This window comes from Croceitalea marina, from assembly GCF_042684265.1.
Taxonomy (GTDB): Bacteria; Bacteroidota; Bacteroidia; order Flavobacteriales; family Flavobacteriaceae; genus Croceitalea; species Croceitalea marina.
In genome coordinates this window covers 16,148-42,073 of sequence record NZ_JBHULB010000077.1, presented here as the reverse complement: position 1 = coordinate 42,073, position 25,926 = coordinate 16,148, and the positions used below count along the sequence as shown (strand labels likewise).

Here is a 25,926-nt window from a genome sequence, read left to right as displayed (position 1 = left end):
GAATTATCTATATAATGTGAAATGACCTACATACTGTTGTTTTTCGTTATCGTTGGCATTAACAACATACCAGTAGTCTCCTGTAGGTAATGGTGCTCCGTCATAATTTCCATCCCACTTATCAACTTGATCTAGTGTTGCCACTACCCTACCATAACGGTCGTAGATGATTACCTCTATGTTCGGGAAGAATTCGCGATTTCTTGGATACCACGAGTCGTTTAAACCATCTCCATCCGGGGTAAAGAAACCAGGTATATCTACCATACCATCAAAATCAAAAGGAAAGACCATTTCAACTACACAGCCTCTTTCATCAATAACCCTAACATTGATTGTTGTATCTATGTTCACGTTAAATATATTATCCGATCCCATCGATTCGCCCTGGAAGAAATATTCGTATCCGCCGAAACCACCAGTGGCGATTGCCGTAATTTCATCTGGACCTGTTTTTTGAACTTCAAGCATCAAAGGTTCATAGAAATCGATTGTAAATTCTACCATGGTCGTACAACCGTTTGGATGATAGATATATACGGTATGGTCACCGGCCGGCAAATCACCCCACATTCTTTCAGTAGAAGCTACTGATACATCATCGACATCTAATGAAAATAATACCTCTGCCAATGCAGCTTGATTTTGCATTTCTACTCGCGCCGTGCTATTCGGGAAAATTCCATCACAGCCATATTCAACAATAGCTTCTGCCATAATATCAACCCCTATTTCAATAGGTATTACAATATTATCGGCACAACCATTCGCATCACGCACAAATACCACATAGGTCTCACCTCCTGAAAGGTTCTCAAAGAGAAGACTGTCATTACGCACGAAATCGGCATCGTCATTTGAGTTTAAACTCGTTTCGTAATATGTCACTCCATTGGCATCAACAAAAGGTGTACCTCCTGTTATGGTCAACTGGGCTGTTCCATCGGCAAAACCAAGACAAATTTCAGGAGTCTCTACCGAAGAAATCTGTAGCTCATCTGGTTCATAGACCATCACTGTTGTTAATTCAGAGCAACCCTGAGAGTCTTGTATTAGGACAGTATATTCTCTTCCGTTTGCGTCACCTTCCAAATCCTCAAAAGTATATGTAGTAGGATTGTCTGGGTCACTAAAAAATTCATTAAAATTGGGGCCAATTGCAAATTGTAGCAAACCTTCTCCGCCACTAGTAACCTCAACGGTTATCGTACCATCATTTTCACCACTACAGCTTATTGAAGTAGCGTTGGCCTGAAAAACAATTGGGGCCGGTCTTGTTACCGCGTAAGGCCCTTCAATATCTTGACATGTAGTTCCACTGGTAACGGCAAGGTAGTAGTTGGTAGCATCTGAAAGTCCCTCAAAAGTACCAAAATCATTAGAAGCTACTATAGTCGCTGATGCTGACGGGTTAAATGCATCCACCGGGTCACCTAGATAAAGCGTATAGGTGTTGTTTCCTACTCCTCCGGAAGAGAAAGATTCTATACGTCCATCGGTTTCGGAAGCACATGAAATATCATCTGGTTGATTCACGACCAAATCAATATCCTGCGCATCAACTAGTGTTAATCCGTTTGAATTGATTACTCCACAGGTATTGGTAGCGTTAATTTTTCTAACCTCATACTGATAGAAACTTGGCCCGCCATCGATTATGACAAAAGTAGCAGCATTACCTGCTGAATCTTCCATTCGAATAAAAGGATCGGCTATGTTTCCGCCAGCAATATCTGTGAGTCTATATTCATACTCAAAACCTGCTTCTGGGTTTTCGATGGTCAAACGCATCTGACCTAGGCCACCACATCCCGGGGCTTGAACCTGAACTAAATTTGGAATAATCGGCGGCGGCGGATCAACATAATAAGGAATGGTTACTCCGGCGCATCCGAAACTCGAGGATACCTCTATGGCATACCATCCTTGACTTATAAAACCTCCTCCAGCTCCAGTAAAAGTTGGTGAATCTTGCAATCCGCTACGTGAAATCTCATCGGTGATATCATTACTGCCTAAATAAATCAGTTGATATTTGTAACCTGCACCTGGTACTCCACCAGTGGCACCGGCCAATGCAGTCAGCACATCACCGGTTGTTGGGTCAAAAGCTTCTAAAACCGCATTATTACCATCTGGACATACCAAAGCTTGTGGTTCGCGTATACCTGCTTGAATCGGTAGGATCGCATCCAAAGTAATATCAAAAAAGGCATCACAACTTTCGATATCTCTATATTCTACACGATAATTACCACTAGCTAAATTTTCAAATTCGTTGACCGTACCCCAAGTGAATACCTCGGTTTCATAGGTCGTGTCATTATCTGAATCCAATAAAAGGCGGTATGCATATGGAGAAACATCCCAACCTCCAGTCAAGTTTGCCTCTATCTTACCTGCATTATCGGCACAACTAACATTTCCAATTTCTATGGCACTGGGTACTAAAGGTCCATTAGGCGTTCTGATCGTAGTCAAATTACTGACATTAGTACAAAATGGATCTTGGGTTGAAGTTATTCTTACTACAAAATTACCACCTGTAAGCCCTGTTATTGTTTCTGGATTATTAGTTGTATCTAAATTACCTGTTATACCGGTAGTAGTCTCGTTTCCAAGATTATCTACAGCGAATACTTCATAAGCATATGTTCCGGTGTAGTCGGTAACTTCGATTGACATTTCACCATCATTACCTGGCACAGCACAACGTACGGGTTGGGCTTCAGCAATTAGAATTGAAGGTATAATTGGATTTTCAACTTCATGCTTAGGTAACGGATAGGTACAACCGCCGATATTATCAATAATCTCAATCAGATAATCTCCTGCATCAGGTAAATCAACAAAACCAAATGATGCACCAACTACATCTACATTTGCTACCGATGTCACCGAATTGGTCACAATGGTAAAATTAGTAGTGCCCGTAACATCTATTCTAACCCTTTCCGGATTAGCACAATCCAAGACACTTTCTACACTTAAGGATGGTACTACATCGGTAGGCGGATTAATTGTGGGCAAGGTAAAAGTCGTTTGACATCCATTGCCATCTATAGCATATACCGTAATGTTCTGTGGCGAACCATTATCAATTATTTCAAATGTATTACTGGCCTGGTAGTTCTCAAAACCAGTAATACTATACTGGTATCCGCCTGTAGCCGTACCCGGATTTACTATGGTGGCGGTAATAATGGTAGAACTATAGGTATTTGTACCTGGCTCGCAATTGAAATCTGGAGCACTTGCTGTAATAGAAAATGTAGGTGGCTCTTCTATTTCGATGTTATTTTGTCTTGTAGCGCAATTTCTTGCCGTAACTATTTCTACATCATAGCTATCGGGCACCAAACCTGAGAATGACCCTGAATTATTCTGCTGTACAACAGTTGCTGTACCAGTTTCATATAAAGTGTATGTAATAGGATTATCAACATCGGTTCCAGCAGCAAGAATAACATCAATACTTCCGTTATCATCGCCATTACAGGTAATATCTTCTTCAATGATTGAGGCAATAACTGGAGGTGTCGCTGCCTCCAAAGTAATTCCGTCTACTAAAAACGGACAAAATATACTTCCGTCGTTAGCAATATCATCGGTTACCATAACTTCATAATCTCCAGGACCTACACCAGTAAAAATACCCGTTATGGCTCCCGTTGTATTTCCGGTCGGATTGCTTGCACCATCTCTTAATTCATAGGTAAAGTTACCACTACCACCATTTGTGGTAACTGTTATTGTACCGTCTGTATTATTACAAGAAGGTTCTACCGAAAAACCGCCCGATGCGGATAAAAATTCAAATACTTGGGCGATACCGGTACTTGAACATCCGTCGGCATCTTCTAAAAACACATTATAATCTCCTGGCGTATTGACCGTAAATGTTGCCTCATAAACCGCTCCGTTTAAAGTACCAAGTTGGGTTGTACCGTTAATTGTGAAACGAGGGGTATCCGTTGTATTTGGTGTACTAACAGTAATTTGGAAGACTGTTGCGGTTACATCGCATTGGTTGTCTACCACTGGAGTATTAAGTACAGGGGCAGCCTGCTGCTGAATTATGGTTGCGATATCAAATGAAGTACAACCGGCAGCATCTCTAACGTAAATATCATAGCTTCCTGCCGCTCCGGTATATGTTGTAGTGCTCGAATATAAACCTGTTGGATCAAAACCTGTCGCACCAAAGGCAAATTCATATGGTCCACCGGCCCCGCCAGAACCAACTACGGTTATCTGTCCGTCTGCATTACAGTTCGCAGGCTCTTCGGATAAGATAAATATAGCAGGTAAATTTCTATCAATTGTTACTAAAGCTCCATCATTACAATTATCGGTTTGGTTGGTCACAATCACCTGATAATTGCCTGGCAGCGTATCAAAAGTATTTACATATGGAATGGTGGTCACATTTGTCGGGTTCTCAGAAGTTAACAGACTACCGTCATCTACATTATAAACTTCAATCAGTAAATCATCACCGGGGGCAAACCCAGTAATGGTATATTCCAATTGTCCATTTCGTGAAGCATCACAGAAACCAGGAGTTGAAACCGCGGTAACATCAAGTGGTGAAGGTCCGTCAATTGGGTCTATAGTTTCTATATGTGTACAACCCGTGCCATTATCAAAAACCTCTACTGTATAAGATACCCCATATTGCAATCCAGTAAAAGTATGCCTATCGGGGGGAAGATTAACCGGAACAAAAGTACTAGGCGGATCAGTAACCAATCTGATATCGAATGGCCCAACACCGCCGACAATGGTAACCGTATTTGTAAAACCACCTGGGTCACATGTTATTGGAGTTATCGCATCTGGTATAACATCTAAATCGCCATCATCAACCGTTACTTGATCTTGGTCGATACAACCGTTTCTATCAATGGTAAAAACAGTATATGAACCAACAGGAACATTTGTAAAGCTGGGCGTTGTGCTAGATGTCGGTCCTATTCTTTCTATTTCTACCCCAAACTGATCTTGTAATACATAGGTGAAGTCTGGTGAGCCACCGGTTACCGCGGTAACATCTATCTGTCCTCCAATAACATCCGTGGCAGCATTACAGACTGCATCAATAACGCCAACGGTGGCATCAGGAGCAGTTCCTGCATTCGGAATGGTTAAATTTTGAGGTATCGTTTCACACCCTCTTGCATCTCTTACTATATAGCTGTAAGTCTGCCCTTGATTTAAATTTGAAAAGTTTGTTTGACTTGAAAAAGCGCCACCATCAAAACTGATTTCATACGGTGCTACGCCACTTGTAGCATCTGGGGTAATAATAGCCCTACCACTGTTTGTCTCTCCACAAACCGGTGGAAAAACTTCTGCTGAAGCAGGATCAATATTGACGGGTGGTTCTAGTACAAACGGATTGGACTCAGCAACACATCCTTCGTTATCAGTAACTCTAAAAATATATGTTCCGGGTGCATTCGTATCATAAGTAAAACTTGTTGCGGTCAATGGAATGGGCGTTCCAAATGTGGCACCGTTATCAGCACTTACTTCATATTGTTTTATTCCAGCCCCGGTTGTATAACCTCCATTCACTTGTACTTGAATTGTACCATCTCCTCCTCCACAAGGTATTTCTGCCACTAAACTCGCACTTACCCGCAGTTGAGGATTTACACTAAGGCTTATCGTATCACCACAATTATTAGCATCTCTTACCTCAACAATGTAATTACCAGGAGAAAGTCCTGAAAAAACTGGACTTGGTTGCCACGCTCCTCCATTTATTCGATATTCATAAGGTGCACCGGCAGTACCATCAGTAGTTACTTGTACACCAAGAGTAGCTCCTGCTACTGGTTCAAAACATAAATCTGAAGCTGTTGCATCATAATCTATTACGGGGGCATCTAAAGGAGTTAAATCAAATGTAAATGTATCCGCACATCCTTCAGCATCCTCAACATCCAAAGTATAGGTACCTGTTTCGGTTAAACCTCCAAAAGTAACTCCAGATTGCGGTCCAACAACAGTTCCTAATGGGTAAGTCAATGTATAATTATAGCTTCCCCAACCACCTGTTGCACTAGCAATAACTCGACCAATATTGCCATTTGCACAACTCATTGGTGTTACATTACCTGTTAGCGTTAAGGGAGTTGTAGGCTCTTGAACCGTTAGTGTTGCCATATCTTGACAACCTGTATCAGCATCAGTTACGGTAATTACGTAGCTGCCGGCGGCCAAGCCATTTAAATCAACCTCCAAATCACTTTGGGGGGCACTCTCGGTACCACCATCAATATTAAAGGTATAATTATTCGCAAAACCGTCGATGATAAAAGTACCATCACCATCAGCCGCCCCGGTGCAAACATTTAAATCTCCGCCAGATTTAACCCTAGCGCGGATAGAACTGATTACAGCTGGTGTGAAACTGTCCGTATAGGTACAACCTTGGTCATCTGTTACCCTAAATTCATAGGCAGTGTTCACATTTATATCATCAAACGTATCGTTTGTTCCATTATCCAAATAAGCTGGGCTTATAATTTCATATCTCACAATAGGATTCGTGCTTGTTGCCGTTAGCTGCACATCAGATGTTCCGGCCGAACAGTTGGTATCACTTTGCACGAAAGCCAACGCCGTTGGAGGATCAATATCTAATATTGTAATCGGTGTCAACTCTAAGCGGCAGCCCCCACCATCTCTAATTATTGGCGTGTACGTACCCGGGGCTAAATTATTGTAAAGCGTTTGGGTTGTAAAGTTCGATGGGCTATCACCAGAAATACTAAACGTATAACCACTACCGGAGCCTCCTGAAAAAGGACCTTGAAACTCAATTATTCCACCTACTGTTCCACCACTTCCATCACAAGTTCTATCAGCTATTTTAACTGCGTTACCGCTAATTGTACCTACGGAATTCACGGTTACAGAAGTCGGTATCGTATAAATACAATCGAAACTACCTTGTTGGTATCTTACTTCAATATTTGCATACGTACCTGCAGGAACAGTCAATAAAGGATCAGTACTCCAAGGGTCTGTTGGGGTAGCCCTAAATGATAGATTATATCCTTTTCCATCAACTACGTTAATATCCAATTTAGCACCTCCGTTAGTACAAGTGCCGTCTATTCCACTAGCAGTAACATCAGGTGGGGTTAGTTCAACAACATTTGCGGAAGCATCTATGGTACAACCATTAGCGTCAGTGATTTCGAAATCATAACTACCCGCAGTGTTTACGGTATATGTCGTCTCAGTTGTAAAGGATCCTGCAGAAGTACCACCATCACTTACAGTGAACGTATATGGAGCAGAACCACCAGATGCCCGAACAATTATAGCTACACTCGTCGCTCCGCATGAAGGTTCAGCGCTTAAACTTTCGTTAACCTCGGTTGAAGCCGATAATGGCGTTATACCATCACCAATACTGATAGGATTGCCATTAATATCTAAATTTTGCCTAGGTGGCGGTATTCCATTTCCAGGGTCACCCATACATTGTTGAGTTTCAACCTGTACACTATAAGTGCCAAAACCAACAGCACTAAAAGTATATGGATTGGTCGTAATGAAGGTGGTGAATTCTTGAGGAACCCCATTTTCGTCTAATAAGGTATACTTATAAGGGCCTGGCACATCATTAACCATTACCGTAATACTACCTGTATCTCCAAAACATTGTGCATCAACGAACTCGACGTCCATACTAATATCCAACTGTTCAATAACTATTGGGTCATACGGGTATTCACAAGTGTTGGGTGTATTCTGTAAACGTGCTGTAATATTGTAGGTGGCGGGAGCTAAACCATCAAATATTGGTGAAGTCTGCCAATTGGCGCCTCCATCAATACTGTATTCGTATGAACTAGAAAGGTTTGTTATCTGTATTCGTCCGTCTACTCCGCAAATAAAATCTCTTTTAACATGAGTTTGGGTAATAGTACTTTTCTTCACTTTAAAAAAGTATTGTGCTCCGTCGGCAATAACTCGAAACTCTGCGCCAGAAGCAGCAGGAATCGAACTTGCATCGATATTAAAAGTTTGAGATGTGCTAACGGTTGAATAACAAGAGGTCGTTGTATTCGGGCAATCTTCATTGATATCAGGTGAACACGAACCTCCTAAAATTTGCCATTCTACCGAACCATAAGGTCCTCCTGAAAGTGATATCGTTCTATCATCTGAATCACCACATAAGTTAAAACGGGCTATGGTAAAACCATTGTTACTACAGGCTACTTCTTCATCAGCTCCTTGAACAATAGTAGTAAACATTGGAGCAGACGCAGTACTAACTTCAGACTTATAATAAGTTGTAGCTCTCTCTAATGCTACAGACTGTTCTTCAGTTTTTTCAACTTTAGAAGTTAATGCATCAAAAAATGTGGGGATATTGTTTTTTGCAACCGCAGAAATGGTGCCTACCGATAACAGTATCAATAGCACGGCATACAAAAGACGCCTTGTGGTTTGGGGCAGCATAGGTCAATTTAGGTTAAGGTAGAATAGTTAGATTTGGGATCTTACATTCTTAGTTTATAATTTTCTAAACAATAAAATCTATTTTATACAATTAGTCACTAGTTTGGTACCTTTATAACTACGTTTTAACTATAAAAAGTATCCATAGAACGTTAAAATTATGAAAAACCACCCAATTTGTCTCTATTTTTTCGTTGTACTGCTCACTCAATCTTGTGCTCAGACAACGGATAAAACCATTAAAAACCCCGTAACTAACTCATTTTCAGAGGAATTAATCATTGAAGGAATACAAAACCCATGGGGTATGGTATTTCCTTCAAAAAATAGCATTTTAATCACAGAAAAGAGTGGAAAGCTCATTTTGGTTAAAGATGGAGAAAAGACACAAATTCAGGGGTTACCGAATATTTACGAGCGTGGTCAAGGTGGATTTTTAGATATTGAACTACATCCAGATTATGAGAATAATGGATGGATCTACTTTTCGTATTCTTCATCTGATGGCGATGGGAATGGTGGAAATACAGCCATCATGCGTGCCAAGCTAAAAAACAATGAACTGGTTGCTAAAGAAATACTCTATAAAGGAGTACCCAATACTACTAAAGGGCAGCATTGGGGCTCTCGGCTAGAGTTTGATGATGCCGGTTTTCTCTATTTTTCAATTGGGGACAGGGGCAACAGGGATGTAAACCCTCAGGATATTACCAGAGACGGCGGCAAAATATACCGAATTCATGATGATGGTCGAATTCCAAACGACAATCCATTCATAGGCGAAAAGGGGGCAAAAAAAGCTATTTACAGTTATGGGCACCGAAATCCGCAAGGCTTGGTTAAAAATCCTATAACCGGAGACATTTGGAACCACGAACACGGCCCTAGGGGTGGTGATGAAATAAATATTATCAAAAAAGGTAGAAATTATGGTTGGCCAATTATTACCTACGGAATCAACTACGTTGGGACAAAAATAACAGATGAGACCTCTAGACCCGGAATGGAACAACCACTGTACCAATGGACCCCATCCATAGCCCCGAGCGGTATGACATTTGTAACATCTGAAAAATACAAAGGTTGGAAAGGAAGCCTATTGGTCGGTTCTTTGGCCTTTCAATATTTGGAAAGGTTGGAACTAAGAAACAACAAGGTAGTCTATAGAGAAAAGTTGCTAGATGGTTTGGGAAGGGTCAGAAACGTAAGACAAGGGCCTGATGGTTTTATCTATGTGAGTGTTGAAGGAAAAGGTATTTACAAGCTTATCCCGAAAAATCAATGAAACTGTTATTGGTTCTATTATTATTTGGATGTTCACATCTTTACGCACAATCGAGTTTAAAAAATAGCGTGGTCTTAGGCGAAAAAATATACCTCAGAAAATGCGCCACCTGCCATGGAAAAAGTGGTTTAGGGAAAGAAAAACGTATTCCGCCCTTAGCAAATTCTGATTACTTAACAAACAATCAAGAATCAAGTATACGCGGTATTTTATTCGGTCTAAAAGGGGAAATCACTGTAAATGGGGTTAACTATAACCGTAAAATGAAAGCAGTAAAACTATCCGACCTTGAAGTTGCTAATGTAATGAACTTCATTCAAAACTCGTGGGGCAATAAAAACAAAAAGAGCGTCACAAAAGAGGCTGTTGCAAAAATAAGAACTAAGCATTAACCAATTGCTGCAATTGCTGCTCTCACAGAACCATGCTTTTTCAATGCTTTTTCAGCATCTTTATAAGGCATATTCAAAGCCTCTACCAAGTACCGGGTGCCTCTATCTACGAGCTTATTATTGCTCAACTGCATATCTACCATCTTATTTCCTTCAACCCTACCTATTTTAATCATTAAGGCGGTAGAAATCATATTTAAGACTAGTTTTTGACTAGTCCCGCTTTTCATTCTTGTACTACCTGTAACGAACTCAGGGCCAACATTTATAGCAATTGGTATGTCAGTGTCGTTGGCCAGAGGTGACCCAGGATTATTGGTAATACCTGCCGTTAACAATCCGTTTGCTTTGGCATCTTTAATCCCTCCTAAAACATAGGGTGTCGTGCCAGATGCAGCTATCCCGACCAAGGTGTCATTTTCATTTATATCAAACTTTTGAAGATCTTTCCAAGCTTGTAAAGTGTTATCTTCTGCGAATTCAACCGCTTTTCTAATTGCTCCGTCACCACCAGCAATGATACCAATCACCTTGTCATGCGGCATACCAAAGGTCGGTGGAATTTCAGAAGCATCTAAAATGCCCAATCGACCACTAGTACCGGCGCCTATGTAGAAAAGCCTCCCCCCTTTTTCAAAACGTACTACCAAAGCGTCTACCAATTTGGTGATTTGAGGTATGACATCTTGTACGGCATCAGCCACTTTTTTATCTTCCTGATTTATCTTTTGCAATAGATCTTCCGAATTCATGCTTTCAAGATTATCATATAAAGAAGCGCTTTCTGTTATCTTTTGGTATTCACCCATATTATAAAAGCTGTATGTCTTGGTTCCTAAAATTTTTCAATAATAAATGATCTGGTTCTAATTCAGTAACCATTGTATCAATTAAATTTAAAGAACATGTCTTAAATCGATGTTGAGAGTCCAATTTCTCAGATATGCAAAGTAAAACGGTCTTTTTTGAAGCTTTGATAACCGCTTTCTTGGTCTGTACGATATCCCAATCAAATTCTGTAAGTCCAAATTCGGTATCCACATAGCCAGTACCGATAAAGCTATAGTCCACTTTTATCTCTGCCAAATTATTTATTGTGTTACCTCCATAGCTTATTTGTGCATCAGAAGACAGTTTTCCTCCAATAAAAATTATTTCAACATTTGGCTTGTTCAGCAACTCCATGGCAACTTGTAGGCTTAGAGTAAAACAGGTTAATTTTAACTTTGGCGGTAAAAGTCGGGCTAATTCTAAACAAGTAGTTCCTCCATCAATTAGAACTACACTGTTCTCTTTTAAGAGTGTAGCTGCTTTTTCAGCAATAACAATTTTTTCATCTAAGGCATAAACACTGTTTCTTTTGGGACTGTAGGCAGCAAAGCCTAAAGAAATTGCGCCGCCATGAACTTTTCTAAGTCGACTTTCTGCATCCAACTCCTTTACATCTCTTCTCACAGTATCAATAGAAACATTGAGCTTTTCTGCAATATCGATTAACTGCACACGATTATGAAGTTCAACTTCATTAAGGATAACCCGTTGACGTTCTTCCTTTAGCATTTATCCCAAATAAGAATTAAAAGTCAAAGATAGTAATTTGAATTACATGCTGTTTTTATCCTGATATACGCTATAAATTTCTTTAAAACAGTAAAAAACAGCAAATAAAATGACCTAAAACAGCAAAATATAGAAAAATTATGTAATTTTGTGCTGTTTTCAATTTCAAAAACATCAAAAAATGGCACAAAAGACCTCATCTAAAGATCCAGTAGTCAAACCCAATGAAAAGCAAAAAAAGTTTGAAAAAGTAAATACACTGATGCATAGTAATTCAGAAAATGCATCGCTTTATGTGGCACAAGAGATAGCATCATTAATCAGACAACGACAAAAACAAGGTAAAATGGCTGTTCTAGGTTTGGCAACAGGTTCTACCCCAACTAAGGTTTATGATTTTCTTGTAAAGTTTCATCGTAAAGAAGGTTTAAGTTTTAAAAATGTCATTTGTTTTAATTTGGACGAGTATTACCCCATGCAACCCGATTCTATTCATAGCTATGTACGATTTATGAATGAGCATCTGTTCGACCATATTGATATTAAAAAAGAAAATGCAAATATTCCTGACGGTACGGTATCAAAAGAAGAGGTAAAGACATATTGCGAAAATTATGAGAAGAAAATCCTTAATGCTGGAGGATTGGATATTCAGATTTTGGGGATTGGAAGGACAGGTCATATTGGTTTTAATGAACCAGGTTCTTCGATGCATAGTAAAACTAGACTGGTTAGATTAGACCGTGTCACAAAACTAGACGCTGCCAGTGATTTCTTTGGTCAAGAAAACGTGCCCTCAAGGGCCTTGACCATGGGGGTCGGCACCATTATGAACGCAAAGCGTATTATCTTAATGGCTTGGGGCGAGGGAAAGGCCCAAATTGTACAAGAAGCTGTTGAAGGTGAAATACGTGAATCTGTGCCGGCTACTTTTTTACAACACCATAACAACTGTGATTTTATTTTAGATGAAGCTTCTGCGTCTTTTCTTACCAGAGTAAAGACACCGTGGTTAGTTGGCGATTGTGAATGGAATGAGAAGCTTATCAAAAAAGCTGCAATTTGGTTATCGGAAAAACTAGGGAAAGCCATTCTAAAACTTACCAATGAGGATTATAACGAATACGGAATGGGCAGTCTAGTTGCAGAAATAGGTTCGGCAGAACAGATAAACCTGAAGGTCTTCAACCAATTACAGCGAACCATAACCGGATGGCCGGGAGGCAAACCAAATGCTGACAATAGTCAACGCCCAGAGCGTGAATTACCACACCAAAAACGCTCTTTAATTTTTAGTCCACACCCTGACGATGACGTTATTTCAATGGGCGGCACGCTCTTGCGTTTAGTGGACCAAAAACATGAGGTGCATGTTGCATATCAGACCTCGGGCAACATTGCGGTCTTTGATGATGAAGTGATTCGTTTTTTAGATTTTGCCACGGGTATAGAAAAAGACGATAAACAGTTGCAAGAACGTTTTAGAAATGTGCGTCAGTTTTTAAGTAATAAGTCACCAGGGCAAATTGACAGCCCCGAAATACAGGAGTTCAAAGGTTTGATACGAAAAGGAGAAGCACTGGCAGCATGTCGCTACTGCGGTGTTCCTGAAGAAAACGCCCATTTTCTGAACTTGCCTTTTTATGAAACCGGAGCGGTCAAGAAAAAACCACATTCTGAAGAAGATATTAAAATCACCTACGATTTGCTCAATCAAATACAACCACATCAAATCTTTGCTGCAGGTGATTTATCAGATCCGCACGGCACACATAGGGTTTGTTTACAAGTTATCTTTAAAGCTTTGGATAGATTAGTAGAAGATAAAGTGGACTGGATTAAGGATTGCTATGTTTGGCTTTATCGCGGGGCATGGCAAGAATGGGATATTTCCGATATGGAAATGACCGTGCCTATCGGACCTAAAGACATGGCAAGAAAAATAAGCGCCATTTTTAAGCACCAGTCGCAAAAAGATGCAGCTATGTTTCCAGGGAACGATGAGCGTGAGTTTTGGCAGCGGGCAGAGCAACGTAATAAAGAAACAGCCCATAAATATAATGCTTTGGGCATGGCAGAATATGAAGCTATGGAGGGTTTTGTGCGTTATCACTTCAACTAAAAGTTATATTTTTAGCCAAACTTTTAAAATGAACCGTACCCCAATATTCGTATCCATTTTGCTTTTATTTTTATTTTCTTGTGTTGAAAAAAAAGAAAGTATTCAGTCCAATTCAAATATTACGCTGGAAGAGAAAGTTGGGCAAATGATAATGGTTGGGTTTAGAGGAACCGAGCTTACTAAGAGCGACCCCATATATAAAATGGTTGCCGAATATCATATTGGGGGAGTTGTACTTTACAGTAGGGACTTACCCTCTAAAGAATCGGTAAAACGAAACGTAATTGCTCCATCTCAATTAAAAAATCTCAATACCGATTTGCAGGCAATTAATACCAGTAAATTGCTGATTGCAATAGACGAAGAAGGTGGTTTTGTAACTAGGTTAAGCATCAAGGATGGTTTCCAGTATCACAAGTCACACCAGGCTATTGGCAACCTAAATAATTTAGATTCTACAAGACTGTGGGCAGCTAACATGGCTTCAGAATTATCCGAATTAGGGATAAACATGAATTTTGGCCCTGTAATCGATATCAACGTTAATCCGTTAAATCCAATAATTGGGGCCAGAGAGCGCAGTTTTTCAGATAGTTTGAATCTTGTAATCTCTAACGCTAGAGTGTTCATACAAGAACATGCAAAAGAAAATATCATTTGTGTTCCAAAGCATTTTCCTGGTCATGGAAGTTCAGATAAAGATTCGCACAAAGGTTTGGCAGATGTAACCCATACCTGGTCAGAAAAAGAACTAATTCCATTTAAAACACTGGTAAGTGATAAGGATATCAATTTTATAATGACCTCACATGTATATAATGAAAACTTAGATACCCTACCCGCTACACTATCTCCGAAAATTATTGATAACCTTCTGCGAAAAGATTTCGGATTTAAAGGGGTAATCATTTCAGATGATATGCAAATGCGAGCAATTTCCAATTTTTACGACTTTGAAACAGCTATTGAAAAAGCGATTCTTGCCGGTGTAGATATGTTATTGTTTTCGAATAACGCGGCCCCATGTGCGGAAAATATATCGGATTGTGTTGAAATTCCTTTTGAACCGGAGATTGCGAAAAGAGCAATTAATCATATTTTAAAATTGGTTGAGGATGGTAAAGTTTCTGAGGAACGAATTGATGAAAGTTATCAACGTATTTTAGAATTAAAGAAAAGTCTTTAATACAATGAATACGATTTATAAGGTGCTTGGTTTAATGTCCGGAACCTCATTAGATGGTTTAGACATTGCTTATTGTCATATTTGGCAAGAAACTGAGACTTTTTGGAGCTTCAAAATTCTAGATGCCGAAACTATTTCCTATTCCCCAGCTTGGAAATTGCAGCTTAAAAATGCGATATATCTTTCAGATTCAGCACACGAAGATTTAGATAAAGCTTATGGTATATGGCTGGGCGAGCAAGCAAAGGCATTCATTCAGAAGAACAATTTAGATGTTGATTTTATAGCCAGTCATGGACATACTTCACATCATAGACCGGAAGAAGAATACACCTTTCAACTCGGAAATGGGCAAGAGCTTGCCAACAGTTCGAGACAAAAAGTGGTTTGCGATTTTAGATCTTTAGATGTGAAACTAGGAGGTCAAGGAGCGCCGTTGGTTCCGATAGGTGATGAACTGTTGTTCAGCGACTATGATTTCTGCCTCAATCTAGGCGGTATTAGTAATATTTCATTTCAAAAAGATGGAAAACGAGTAGCCTACGATATCGGCCTAGCCAACATGCCGCTGAATTACATTACGCAAAAAACAAACCTGGAATATGATAAAGGTGGTACGTTAGCTGCCTCTGGAGAGCTTAATGAAGGTCTTCATTCTCAATTAGATAAACTAGAATACTATAAACTTCCATTCCCAAAATCTACTGGATATGAATGGTTTAGTAAAGAGATAATCCCTTTAATTGAGGAATCCAAGGCTAGTATCGAAGACTTGTTGCACACTTTTATACAGCATAATACCTCCAAAATAGCCTTGGCTATCACTGAAAATATGGAAAAGAAGGTCAATACCTTATTGGTTTGCGGTGGGGGTGCCTTAAACGACTTTTTTATTGAAACACTTCGTGAAAAATTACTTCCCCATACTGAAGTGATTATTCCATCAAAACAACTCATTAATTTTAAAGAGGCGTTGGTTTTTGGCCTAATGGGTGTTTTAAAAATGGAAGACAAAACTAATGTATTGTCTTCGGTAACAGGGGCATCAAACGATTCTTGTAGTGGTGTAGTTTTCTTTCCCTCTAAATGATTAACTGGGTTTTAATTTTTTTGATATCATAAAAATTATAAAAGACCCTAATCCACACAACGCCAATCCTAAAAACATCGGCCAAACCGTGTCATCTACAAAATAACCGATCAAGGTTGCAATGGGTATAGATAGCAAGGTAGAGACAAAACCATTTATTGCTGCGCCAATACCGGCAATATGGCCGATAGGTTCCATGGCTATGGAACGAAAGTTGCCCCACATAAAACCTAAACAGAAAAACTGCGCAAAAAGAAAAGTCACTAAAATATAGATACTCGGGTTGGGGGTCCCCCAAAAAATTATAACATAGAGCAATGCAATGATGCAAAACGTACAAAGCGCCATAAAGGATAGCTTACGCATACCGAAACGGAGCACTAAAGTTCCGTTTAGAAAGGTAGACAGACCGATAGAAACTGCCAACCCAGCGAAGATATACGGAAATGCTTCTTTTAGCTCATATTGATTCTCAAAAATATGTTGTGAAGCACTTAAATAGACTAAAAAAGCACCAGTTACCAATCCAGAAATCATAGTAAAAGCGATGGTCTCTTTGTACTTCAAAAACTCTTTTGTACCATCTATAAAAACACGAACCGAAAAAGGAATTTTATATTCTCGTTTGAGGGTTTCTTTCTGCCTTTTCCAAAACCAGATGGCCACTAACAACCCAAAAAATAGTTGGACATAAAAAATAGCTTCCCACCCAAATTCATCTAAGATAAGTTTTCCGATGGCAGGTGCCACAACTGGGATAAGAATAAAAAACGCCACAACAAAAGACATGACTTTTGCCATGTAATCACCTTTATATGAATCTCGAATAATCGATATCGTAATTGTTCGTGGTGCCGAAAGACCGATACCCTGAAAAATACGCCCCACTACCATTATTTCAATATTTGGAGCAAATAAACAGATAACGCTAGCAATGGCAAATACAATGAAACCCAGATATACAATTGGCTTTCTACCATAGGAATCTGAAAGTGGTCCAAAAAATAACTGGCCGATTCCCAAACCTAAAAAAATCATGGTAATCAACAGTTGATTCACCGTTGGGTCTTTGCTTTTAATGGCAATTCCTATATCAGAAATTGCGGGCAATAGGGCATCAATTGCCAAAGCAACTATTGACATCAAAGACGCCATAAGAGCTACAAATTCAAAATTAGGTTTTTGGTTTTCAGATTGCATTCGGCAAAAGTAGTTATATGATACCCAATCAAACGTTGTAAATGCATGTATTTGTCCCTAAATTGTTTGTTTATTATTTGTTGGAACAAGAAGTCTGTCTACATTCAAATTATTACTTTTGAACAAACTTCTTTTGAATGCTTATAATTGGTATAGCTGGCGGAACAGGATGCGGTAAGACCACTGTTGTAAATCAAATTGTAAATGAATTACCCGATAACGTCGTTGGGGTAATCTCTCAAGATTCGTATTACAATGATTTATCACATATGACGAAAGAAGAGCGAAGTCAAGTGAATTTTGACCATCCGAATTCAATTGATTTTGAACTTTTGATTGAACATCTAAATCAATTAAAGCAAAATAAATCGATTCAAAAACCGGTTTATTCCTTTGTTGAAGAAACCCGATTAGAAAAGACTATTCTTACGGAGCCAAGAAAAGTAATGATTGTTGAAGGCATCCTTGTTTTAAGCAACCCTAAAATACGAGAGTTGTTCGACATTAAAATTTTCGTTCACGCCGATTCTGACGAGCGACTAATTAGAAGGTTACAACGTGACATAAAAGAACGTGGCCATAATCTAGAAAAGGTTTTACATCGCTATCAAACTGCAGTAAAACCAATGCATAATCAGTTTATCGAACCCTCAAAAGAGTTTGCCGACATCATTATACCAAATAATCACTACAATACAGTAGCTGTCGATATCGTAAAGACTATTATCAATGACAAACTAAATTGATTTATGGGTTTTGCCGCGTTAAAACAAAAAAAATGGTTCAAACTACTTACCAATATGTATGTATTGGTACTTACCATATTTGTTATTTGGATGGTTTTTTTCGATACCAATTCATTACTTATTCATTTAGAATTACAAGGAGAGATTAAGAAGCTCGAACAACAAAAAGAGTTTCTGCAAAATGAAATTACAAAAGATAAGAAAGTACTCAAAGAACTATCTACCCCTGAGGAGTTAGAAAAATTCGCGAGGGAAAAATATTACATGAAGAAAGATAATGAGGAAATTTTTCTTATTGAATATGAAGACAGTTTAAAAACTAAGAACGACTAATTTAATCAAGGCTAAAACTGCGCGTTTTAAGGCTCAAAAAACTTGTGTGCCATTAATAATCATTTGTTTAACTTTCTTTAACGTCATACTTGCTGTTTATTCACTTGGTGTTAACAAAATACATTTTTTGGCACGCTAAATAATTGTATTTTTAACCCCTAACTTACTTAACTAATGGGTAAAATTATTGCTATTGCAAACCAAAAAGGTGGGGTTGGTAAAACCACCACCACGGTTAACTTAGCTGCGTCACTAGGTGTTTTAGAAAAAAAAGTGCTTTTAATTGATGCTGACCCTCAAGCCAACGCAACATCAGGACTTGGTATTGATGTTGATAGTGTTGAAAGTGGTACTTACCAGTTATTGGAGCACACCCTTGAGGCTTCAGAAACAATAGTTACAACCAATTCTCCTAATGTTGATTTAATTCCTTCACATATCGATTTGGTTGCCATTGAGATTGAATTGGTAGATAAAGATAACCGAGAATATATGATGAAAGAGGCCATAAAAGACCTTCGTGATTCATATGATTATATTTTAATAGATTGTGCACCTTCTTTAGGTCTACTTACCCTGAATGCCTTGACGGCAGCAGATTCCGTAATGATACCTATTCAATGTGAATACTATGCTTTAGAAGGCCTAGGAAAACTATTAAATACGGTAAAAAGTGTGCAAAAAATACATAATGCGGATTTAGATATTGAGGGTATGTTACTAACTATGTATGATTCTCGCTTGCGGTTATCAAATCAAGTCGTAGAAGAAGTAAAGAAGCATTTTGCCAATATGGTCTTTGATACCATCATTCAGCGAAATGTAAAATTGAGTGAAGCGCCAAGTTATGGTGAAAGTATTATAAAGTACGATGCCAGCAGTAAAGGGGCATCTAACTACTTGAACTTGGCCAATGAGATATTGAGTAAAAACAAGGAGAAAGTTTAAATGGCGAAAGCAACAAAAAAACAAGCTCTTGGCAGAGGCTTGTCCGCTCTTTTAAAAGACCCGGACAATGATATTCAGTCCGTATCCGATAAAAACGCGGATAAAGTAATTGGCAATGTGGTAGAATTGGATATCAATTCTATAGAGGTAAACCCTTTTCAGCCACGTTCTAATTTTAATGATGAAACACTCGAAGAATTGGCCAGCTCCATTCGTGAATTGGGCATCATTCAACCTATTACAGTCAGAAAGTTAGATTTTAATAAGTTTCAATTAGTTTCTGGGGAAAGAAGATTTAGAGCCTCAAAATTAGTTGGCCTAGAAACCATACCCGCGTATATAAGAATTGCCAATGATCAGGAGTCTTTAGAAATGGCCTTGGTCGAAAATATTCAACGTCAAGATTTAGACCCAATAGAAATTGCGCTTTCATATCAAAGACTTACCGACGAAATTCAGATTACACAAGAAAAATTAAGTGAGCGTGTAGGAAAAAAACGTTCGACTATCACAAATTATATGCGTCTTCTCAAATTGGATCCCATTATTCAAACCGGTATGCGAGACGGATTTGTTTCAATGGGCCATGGTAGGGCTTTGGTCAATATTGACAAAAAGAAAGATCAAATTGCCATTTATGAAAAAATAGTTGCAGAAGGGTTATCGGTTCGCGAAACGGAACAACTGGTAAAAGCATTCAAAAACAACAGAGGGGAATCTTCAATTAATAAGACCACTACAAAAAAAGAACTCCCCAGTTACATCAGTAAAAACATAGATAGTATTACCAAAAACCTTGCGGTAAAGGTGGACATTACATCTTCGCCAAATGGTAAAGGTAAAATTGTGATTCCTTTTCACTCTAAAGAAGAATTTCAACGCTTGAAAAAAATACTTACTGGTGGGTAAATACCTAATCATATTTGTTCTTTGTTTGATGCCGTGTCTTATTTTTTCGCAGCAAACCGCAAAGGATTCGATTGCAACCCAAAAGGCAGACTCCTTATCCACAGAGCTTAAAGGAAAGGGAATTGTTGTAGAAGAAGTAACTTATCAAAAACAAATTAATCCACTTGCGCCGAGCAAAGCGGCCTTTTTATCTGCCATTCTACCGGGTTTGGGTCAGATGTATAATAAACGGTATTGGAAAGCTCCCTTAGTGTGGGGAGCGTTAGGAACAAGTATAGCTGTATACTCATTTAACAACACACAATACAATAGTTTTAGGGATGAATTTAAACTTAGGCAAGCAGGTCTGGAAGGTGATACAAGATTTGATGCACTGGACAACGGAGATTTAGAAGATGCCCAAAATCGATTTCAAGAACAGCGAGATTTGGCCCTACTTGTGACTATTTTACTATATACCTTAAACGTTGTAGATGCAAATGTCGATGCGCATTTAAAACAATTTAATGTTGACGACCGCTTATCAATGGATTTTAAACCTTTTTTAGACTACAATCAAATCACGGCCCAACCCAATTATGGAATGGCGCTGGTTATTAAATTTTAAAATATGCGAATTGCTCTGTTCGGTTATGGTAAAATGGGGAAAATGCTAGAGCAAATAGCCGTATCGCGTGGACATTCTATCGTAGCCAAAATAGATGTGGGCACAAAGGCTATTGACTTCAACAAAATTGATATAGCCATTGATTTCAGCACTCCTGACGCTGCTTATGGCAACATCACAAGTTGCTTTGAGAATAGTGTGCCTGTTATCTCTGGAACTACTGGCTGGCTCTCAAAATTTGATGACGCAATAGCCCAGTGTGCTGAAAATAATGGTGCTTTTATTTATGCTTCAAACTTTAGTTTAGGAGTAAACATTTTTTTTGAGTTAAATAAACAATTGGCTAAAATGATGGCAGGTCTTAAAGATTATTCAATTGCTATGGAAGAAATACACCATACACAAAAATTGGATGCCCCTAGCGGAACTGCAATAACACTTGCGGAAGGAATTATTGAAAATTCTGAGTATACGAACTGGAAGATGGAAAATAATCAAGAAAATACCATTCCGATTACGGCGAAAAGAATAGGAAAAACACCTGGTACGCATACAATAAACTATGATAGTGCAGTGGATAGTATAGAAATCAAACATACAGCACATGGTAGAGAAGGCTTTGCTCTTGGAGCCATTATCGCTGCGGAATGGTTGGTTGATAAAACGGGAATCTTTACGATGAAAGATGTGCTAAATCTAAGTTAAATCGTAACAAAACCTATCTTTGTTAGTCTAAAAATGAGCACTCAGGTGTAAAGCCCCAAGTCAGGGTTTAAAATATTTAAATCTCGAGAATCGAGTTAAAAGTTTTTTTATGAACGGTACACAGTGGATTCTTTTTATCCTTATCATACAAGTAATTCATTTTCTAGGAACCTGGAAGTTATATGTAAAAGCGGGCAGAAAAGCGTGGGAAGCTGCTATTCCTGTTTACAATGCTATTGTTTTGATGCAAATTATCAATCGCCCAAAATGGTGGGTGATTTTACTTTTTATTCCTATAATCAATTTACTGATGTTTCCCGTAGTTTGGGTAGAAACTATTAGGAGTTTTGGAAAAAACAAGTTATTGGATACGTGGTTGGTAATTCTAACATTAGGCTTTTATATCTACTATATTAATTATGCAGAGAATGTAAATTATATTGAAGACAGAAGCCTAAAACCTAGGTCAGGTCTTGGTGAATGGGTTAGCTCTATTGTTTTTGCAATAGTAGCAGCAACTTTGGTGCACACTTATTTTATTCAACCTTATGTAATACCCACGGGTTCTTTAGAACGCACACTCCGTGTTGGTGATTTCTTGTTTGTCAGTAAGTTTCATTTTGGAGCAAGAGTGCCGATGACCGCTGTTGCGGCACCTATGGTTCATGACACCATTCCAGTAATTAAAAAAAGGTCGTATTTAAATAAACCTCAGCTACCTTATATGAGGTTGCCCGGTTTTCAAACCCCTAAGAAGAATGATATTGTTGTATTTAGTTGGCCGGCAGATACCGTAAAGCAATTTTTCGTAAAGTCTAAAGGAGTTAAAAAGCCTATAGACAAAAAGTCCAATTACGTAAAACGTTGTGTTGGCACCCCAGGCGATTCTCTTGAAATCATTGATGGCTTTGTGCATATAAATGGTAAGAAACTTGTTTTATCAGATCGTGCAAAGGTAATGAGCGATTATACCATTTATGCTCAAAAAGGGGTCTCTAGCCGTTTATTAGAAGAAGTTGGTGCCGACGATTACAGTCGAAAATATATCGCCTCCAGCATTAATCAAAATCAGTTGAATCTGCTTCGTCAAAGCGGTTTTCAAGTTGGTGCCGATGAAAATAATAGGCCTATCATATACACTGATAAAAAGGGAATTTCCCCTGAGATTATTAGACAGCTACGCCTTTCTTTAAAAGAAGAAACTCCTAGAGCAAGAATGGCCAATATGACCCAAGACATGGTCAAAGAGTTGAAAAAAAATCAAAATATTGATTCCATTGTTATGGAAGTCATCCCCAAAGGGCAAGCTGGTTATAACGTTTTTCCTCAAAGTCCGTATTACAAATGGAACGTTGATAATTTTGGTCCCATTTACATTCCTGAAGAATGTGCCACTGTAGAAATAAATGCTAAAACCATTCCTTTTTACAAGAAAATCATACGCGATTACGAACGTAATGAGGTAAAAGTAACGGGAAATAAAGTCTTTATAAACGGTAAGGAAGCTAACTCTTACACCTTTAAACAAGATTATTATTGGATGATGGGAGACAATAGAGACCATTCTGAAGATAGCCGTGCCTGGGGTTATGTTGCTGAGGATCATATTGTTGGAAAACCAGTTTTTATCTGGATGAGTTTTGACAATTTTGATGAAGGAATATCGAATTGGAAGTTTAGATGGGATAGAATTTTTACTACTGTCGGTGGAAGTGGCGAGCCAAAATCTTATTTCAAATATTTTCTAATTCTTTTAGGTGGATGGTTCGTTTTTGATTTCTTTAGAAAAAGAAGAAAGTCTAAAGCTGAATAATATTGAAAAATATTCTTCATCCAGTCTATTTTCCTAATATCGCAACTATGGCCATCGTAGTTGACAGTGATATTGTATGGGAAGTGAATGACAACTTTCAAAAGCAAACCTATAGAAACAGATGTTACATCTGTACGGATCAAGGTAAACATATGCTCACAATACCTATTCAACATGTGGGCGGAAACCAGGGTAGACAAAAATACAGAGATGTAAAATTAGATAATTCGTCAAACTGGCAGCTTCAGCATTGGAGAACATTGCAAACCGCTTATCGCACGTCACCTTTTTTCGAATTTTATGAGGATGATTTGGCGCCAATTTTTGAAAAACCCGCTACATACTTATTAGATCTTAATTTCAAGACCATTGATTTTTTAAGTGACAGTTTGGGGGTAGAAAATCAAAATAATAAAACGTTAACTTATAATGTTTCAATTGAAAAGGATACAGATCTAAGACATTTTGTTAGTGCCAAACAAAAAATACAATTTAAACAGCCAACCTATAATCAGGTTTTTGGCGACCGACACGGTTTTATAGAAAATGTTAGCATAGTAGACTTACTTTTTAACGAAGGCCCCAATTCCCTTTCTTACTTGCGGCAATTAAACCACCAAATCTAGAATATCACTACTTTATGCCTAATGTTGCTTTTATAGGATAATGATCGGACAGTTTAACATCATAGTTTTGATGTTCCAGAATTTCAAAAGAATCATCTGCCAAAATATAGTCTATTCGCATTGGTAATCCTTTTAAATCATAGGTGCGGCCAAAGCCTTGACCTGCTTCTAAAAAAGAATCCTGAAAATCTCCTTTGACCATCCTGTAAATATTAGAAAACTGAGTATTGTTAAAATCACCTGAGATTATTGTTTTAAACGGACTCTTTTTAAGATGCTCTCTAAAAATTTTTGCTTGCTCTAATTGCTTATCAAATGTATTACGTAATTTTCTGTAAGTCCGTTCAGATTGGCCTTCCGTTAGAGTCTGAGATGATGGGACAATTTTATAAGATTGTAAATGCACATTATAAATTCGAATCGTATCTTTTTTAAATACAATGTCAGCGTAAACAGCATCATTACTTGAGTTTGGAAAGCTTATTGTAGCATTACTTATTATTGGGTATTTAGAAAGTATTGCTAACTTCGATTTTCCAGAGCCACTCTTGACACTTCGGTATCTATAAGGGTAACTATCAAAGTGCTTTAAATATGCATAATTTACCTCTTGAAAACACACAATATCAGGGTTTTCGGAACTTATAAATCTAACAATCTGGTCTCCAACATCTTTTCTTTTTATATTCTCATAAATATTGAAACCACGTGAATTATAGGAAATAATATTTAAACTATTATTGAAATCAATTTCCTTTTTCTGTTTGGTGGCCATATAAAAAACACCGAAAACAAAATATCCAATAAGAATAGTTACAAAAGATAACCAGAAATGTTTTTTTCTTCTAATAAACCAGTAAAGACAAAAAAACAGGTTAACAACAAAAAGTAACGGAACAAATAAGCTTAATAAAAGCAATGGAGGAAAGCTATTTTCTTGAGAATAAGAGGTAAAGCCTATGAACAAAAGTGTCAATGCAAAAAAGACATTTAGAACAAAAACAATTCTACTAAAGAGAGAAAGTTTTTTCAAAATATTAATTTTCTTTACCTGCTTTAAATAAAAAATCCTTTTCTTTTTTTGATAAACTTTCGTAACCAGACTTGCTTATTTTATCTAAAATAGCATCTATTTTTCGTTGGTTTGCCTGCTTGTCATAATCGGCTTTATTTGCTCCTTTTTGGTTCGCTTTTCTATAAACGGTTTTTAGAGGTGCTTTCTTTTCTTTTGGTTTAAAAATATTCGACAAACTATCCAACAATTTCGTGAAACCAATACCGATATCATTGCCTTTTAATAATTGTCTTGCGTAAAGATATCCTAAAACTGCTCCTCCAAGATGGGCAATTCTTCCTCCTATATTTTGTCCTGAAGAAATCTGGACCAAATCTACCAAGACAAAGAACAGGCCTACATACCATAGTTTCACATTAAAAAAAATAACGCGTACCTCTTGATTAGGTATATAGCCGCAGATAAAAATAAGAACCGCCGTAACTCCTGCAGAAGCTCCTATCAACGCGGTATTGGTGGTCGTAAGGGTCGGAAAGACATTATAACTTAACATAAAAAGCAGGCCACCTAATATTACTCCTAAGAAATAAACATTGGTAAAACGTTTATTGTCAAATAAATTCAAGAATATTTTGCCTGTAAAATAGAGCATAAGCATATTCCAAAAAAGATGTCCAATACCAGCATGAAAAAAAGAATAGGTTACTAAAGACCATGGCTGGGTGAAGAAAGTGATAAAATCTTCGGGCAACTCAAACCATTTTACAATTCCCTGACTAGAAAACCCCAATAAAGCAATTGAAAGGCCGTTTAGCAAAAAAACCAAAACGTTTATAGCGATAAGCTTCTCGGCAATATTTAATCTAGCAAATTGATATTTTATACCTCCATTCACCATA

Annotated in this window: 19 protein-coding genes; 13 read left to right on the top strand and 6 right to left on the bottom strand. The window is 38.1% G+C overall.

Features of this window, described 5'->3' with window-relative positions; translation table 11 throughout:
* Positions 1 to 3: 3 nt before the first annotated feature.
* Positions 4 to 8,490: a T9SS type B sorting domain-containing protein gene (locus ACFSQJ_RS15380; RefSeq protein WP_377767850.1), complete on the bottom strand. Its 8,487-nt coding sequence runs from the start codon at positions 8,488 to 8,490 to the stop codon at positions 4 to 6.
* A gap of 160 nt (positions 8,491 to 8,650) precedes the next feature.
* Here ACFSQJ_RS15380 and ACFSQJ_RS15375 point away from each other — a divergent pair, with 160 nt between their 5' ends.
* Positions 8,651 to 9,775, top strand: coding sequence for a PQQ-dependent sugar dehydrogenase (locus ACFSQJ_RS15375; RefSeq protein WP_377767849.1), 1,125 nt, complete (start codon positions 8,651 to 8,653; stop codon positions 9,773 to 9,775).
* Complete coding sequence (locus tag ACFSQJ_RS15370) at positions 9,772 to 10,167, top strand: c-type cytochrome (protein WP_377767848.1); 396 nt, start codon at positions 9,772 to 9,774, stop codon at positions 10,165 to 10,167. The genes ACFSQJ_RS15375 and ACFSQJ_RS15370 overlap by 4 nt, the downstream gene beginning before the upstream one ends.
* Here ACFSQJ_RS15370 and murQ read toward each other — a convergent pair.
* A complete protein-coding gene (gene murQ / locus ACFSQJ_RS15365; protein ID WP_377767847.1) occupies positions 10,164 to 10,976 on the bottom strand; it encodes an N-acetylmuramic acid 6-phosphate etherase in 813 nt (270 codons plus the stop codon). The two genes, ACFSQJ_RS15370 and murQ, sit on opposite strands and share 4 nt — an antisense overlap.
* Position 10,977: 1 nt before the next feature.
* Positions 10,978 to 11,727: a DeoR/GlpR family DNA-binding transcription regulator gene (locus tag ACFSQJ_RS15360; protein WP_377767846.1), complete on the bottom strand. Its 750-nt coding sequence runs from the start codon at positions 11,725 to 11,727 to the stop codon at positions 10,978 to 10,980.
* Between the two features lie 181 nt (positions 11,728 to 11,908).
* Here ACFSQJ_RS15360 and nagB point away from each other — a divergent pair, with 181 nt between their 5' ends.
* The 3 genes from nagB to ACFSQJ_RS15345 are packed head-to-tail and all read left to right on the top strand — an operon-like array spanning position 11,909 to position 16,125.
* On the top strand, positions 11,909 to 13,849 hold the full coding sequence (gene nagB, locus ACFSQJ_RS15355) for a glucosamine-6-phosphate deaminase (protein WP_377767845.1): 1,941 nt from the start codon (positions 11,909 to 11,911) through the stop codon (positions 13,847 to 13,849).
* A 28-nt stretch (positions 13,850 to 13,877) separates the two neighbouring features.
* On the top strand, positions 13,878 to 15,035 hold the full coding sequence (locus ACFSQJ_RS15350) for a glycoside hydrolase family 3 protein (RefSeq protein ID WP_377767844.1): 1,158 nt from the start codon (positions 13,878 to 13,880) through the stop codon (positions 15,033 to 15,035).
* 4 nt (positions 15,036 to 15,039) lie between these two features.
* On the top strand, positions 15,040 to 16,125 hold the full coding sequence (locus ACFSQJ_RS15345; RefSeq protein WP_377767843.1) for an anhydro-N-acetylmuramic acid kinase: 1,086 nt from the start codon (positions 15,040 to 15,042) through the stop codon (positions 16,123 to 16,125).
* On the opposite strand, the gene ACFSQJ_RS15340 is transcribed toward ACFSQJ_RS15345, so the two are convergent.
* On the bottom strand, positions 16,126 to 17,325 hold the full coding sequence (locus tag ACFSQJ_RS15340) for a multidrug effflux MFS transporter (protein ID WP_377767842.1): 1,200 nt from the start codon (positions 17,323 to 17,325) through the stop codon (positions 16,126 to 16,128). It lies immediately after the preceding gene.
* A gap of 137 nt (positions 17,326 to 17,462) precedes the next feature.
* Here ACFSQJ_RS15340 and udk point away from each other — a divergent pair, with 137 nt between their 5' ends.
* The 8 genes from udk (at position 17,463) to ACFSQJ_RS15300 (ending at position 24,012) form a co-directional block, all read left to right on the top strand.
* Entirely contained in the window at positions 17,463 to 18,071 is a 609-nt protein-coding gene (gene udk / locus ACFSQJ_RS15335; RefSeq protein ID WP_377767841.1) for a uridine kinase, read from the top strand.
* Positions 18,072 to 18,074: 3 nt separating this feature from the next.
* A complete protein-coding gene (locus ACFSQJ_RS15330; protein ID WP_377767840.1) occupies positions 18,075 to 18,404 on the top strand; it encodes an FtsB family cell division protein in 330 nt (109 codons plus the stop codon).
* Between the two features lie 174 nt (positions 18,405 to 18,578).
* Positions 18,579 to 19,352 carry a ParA family protein gene (locus tag ACFSQJ_RS15325; RefSeq protein ID WP_377767839.1) on the top strand — a complete coding sequence of 258 codons (774 nt, stop codon included), beginning with the start codon at positions 18,579 to 18,581 and terminating at the stop codon, positions 19,350 to 19,352.
* Positions 19,353 to 20,261: a ParB/RepB/Spo0J family partition protein gene (locus ACFSQJ_RS15320; RefSeq protein WP_377767838.1), complete on the top strand. Its 909-nt coding sequence runs from the start codon at positions 19,353 to 19,355 to the stop codon at positions 20,259 to 20,261.
* Entirely contained in the window at positions 20,254 to 20,868 is a 615-nt protein-coding gene (locus ACFSQJ_RS15315) for a DUF5683 domain-containing protein (protein WP_377767837.1), read from the top strand. The genes ACFSQJ_RS15320 and ACFSQJ_RS15315 overlap by 8 nt, the downstream gene beginning before the upstream one ends.
* 3 nt (positions 20,869 to 20,871) lie before the next feature.
* Entirely contained in the window at positions 20,872 to 21,573 is a 702-nt protein-coding gene (dapB, locus tag ACFSQJ_RS15310; protein ID WP_377767836.1) for a 4-hydroxy-tetrahydrodipicolinate reductase, read from the top strand.
* 109 nt (positions 21,574 to 21,682) lie between these two features.
* On the top strand, positions 21,683 to 23,386 hold the full coding sequence (gene lepB, locus ACFSQJ_RS15305; protein ID WP_377767835.1) for a signal peptidase I: 1,704 nt from the start codon (positions 21,683 to 21,685) through the stop codon (positions 23,384 to 23,386).
* Between the two features lie 2 nt (positions 23,387 to 23,388).
* Entirely contained in the window at positions 23,389 to 24,012 is a 624-nt protein-coding gene (locus tag ACFSQJ_RS15300; RefSeq protein WP_377767834.1) for a WbqC family protein, read from the top strand.
* Between the two features lie 7 nt (positions 24,013 to 24,019).
* Here the strand turns inward: ACFSQJ_RS15300 and ACFSQJ_RS15295 are convergent, their stop codons facing one another.
* Both ACFSQJ_RS15295 and ACFSQJ_RS15290 read right to left on the bottom strand, forming a co-directional pair.
* Positions 24,020 to 25,045: an endonuclease/exonuclease/phosphatase family protein gene (locus ACFSQJ_RS15295; protein WP_377767833.1), complete on the bottom strand. Its 1,026-nt coding sequence runs from the start codon at positions 25,043 to 25,045 to the stop codon at positions 24,020 to 24,022.
* A 4-nt stretch (positions 25,046 to 25,049) separates the two neighbouring features.
* On the bottom strand, positions 25,050 to 25,925 hold the full coding sequence (locus tag ACFSQJ_RS15290; protein ID WP_377767832.1) for a rhomboid family intramembrane serine protease: 876 nt from the start codon (positions 25,923 to 25,925) through the stop codon (positions 25,050 to 25,052).
* Position 25,926: the final 1 nt, after the last annotated feature.

Excerpts from the sequence above, each read along its gene's own strand:
- ACFSQJ_RS15325 (WP_377767839.1), top strand. The coding sequence starts at position 18,579 with ATGGGTAAAATTATTGCTATTGCAAACCAAAAAGGTGGGGTTGGTAAA.
- udk (WP_377767841.1), top strand. The coding sequence starts at position 17,463 with ATGCTTATAATTGGTATAGCTGGCGGAACAGGATGCGGTAAGACCACT.
- ACFSQJ_RS15370 (WP_377767848.1), top strand. The coding sequence starts at position 9,772 with ATGAAACTGTTATTGGTTCTATTATTATTTGGATGTTCACATCTTTAC.
- ACFSQJ_RS15350 (WP_377767844.1), top strand. The coding sequence starts at position 13,878 with ATGAACCGTACCCCAATATTCGTATCCATTTTGCTTTTATTTTTATTT.
- nagB (WP_377767845.1), top strand. The coding sequence starts at position 11,909 with ATGGCACAAAAGACCTCATCTAAAGATCCAGTAGTCAAACCCAATGAA.
- ACFSQJ_RS15345 (WP_377767843.1), top strand. The coding sequence starts at position 15,040 with ATGAATACGATTTATAAGGTGCTTGGTTTAATGTCCGGAACCTCATTA.
- ACFSQJ_RS15330 (WP_377767840.1), top strand. The coding sequence starts at position 18,075 with ATGGGTTTTGCCGCGTTAAAACAAAAAAAATGGTTCAAACTACTTACC.
- ACFSQJ_RS15340 (WP_377767842.1), bottom strand. The coding sequence starts at position 17,325 with ATGCAATCTGAAAACCAAAAACCTAATTTTGAATTTGTAGCTCTTATG.
- ACFSQJ_RS15290 (WP_377767832.1), bottom strand. The coding sequence starts at position 25,925 with ATGGTGAATGGAGGTATAAAATATCAATTTGCTAGATTAAATATTGCC.
- ACFSQJ_RS15320 (WP_377767838.1), top strand. The coding sequence starts at position 19,353 with ATGGCGAAAGCAACAAAAAAACAAGCTCTTGGCAGAGGCTTGTCCGCT.
- murQ (WP_377767847.1), bottom strand. The coding sequence starts at position 10,976 with ATGGGTGAATACCAAAAGATAACAGAAAGCGCTTCTTTATATGATAAT.
- ACFSQJ_RS15380 (WP_377767850.1), bottom strand. The coding sequence starts at position 8,490 with ATGCTGCCCCAAACCACAAGGCGTCTTTTGTATGCCGTGCTATTGATA.
- ACFSQJ_RS15375 (WP_377767849.1), top strand. The coding sequence starts at position 8,651 with ATGAAAAACCACCCAATTTGTCTCTATTTTTTCGTTGTACTGCTCACT.
- dapB (WP_377767836.1), top strand. The coding sequence starts at position 20,872 with ATGCGAATTGCTCTGTTCGGTTATGGTAAAATGGGGAAAATGCTAGAG.
- lepB (WP_377767835.1), top strand. The coding sequence starts at position 21,683 with ATGAACGGTACACAGTGGATTCTTTTTATCCTTATCATACAAGTAATT.
- ACFSQJ_RS15360 (WP_377767846.1), bottom strand. The coding sequence starts at position 11,727 with ATGCTAAAGGAAGAACGTCAACGGGTTATCCTTAATGAAGTTGAACTT.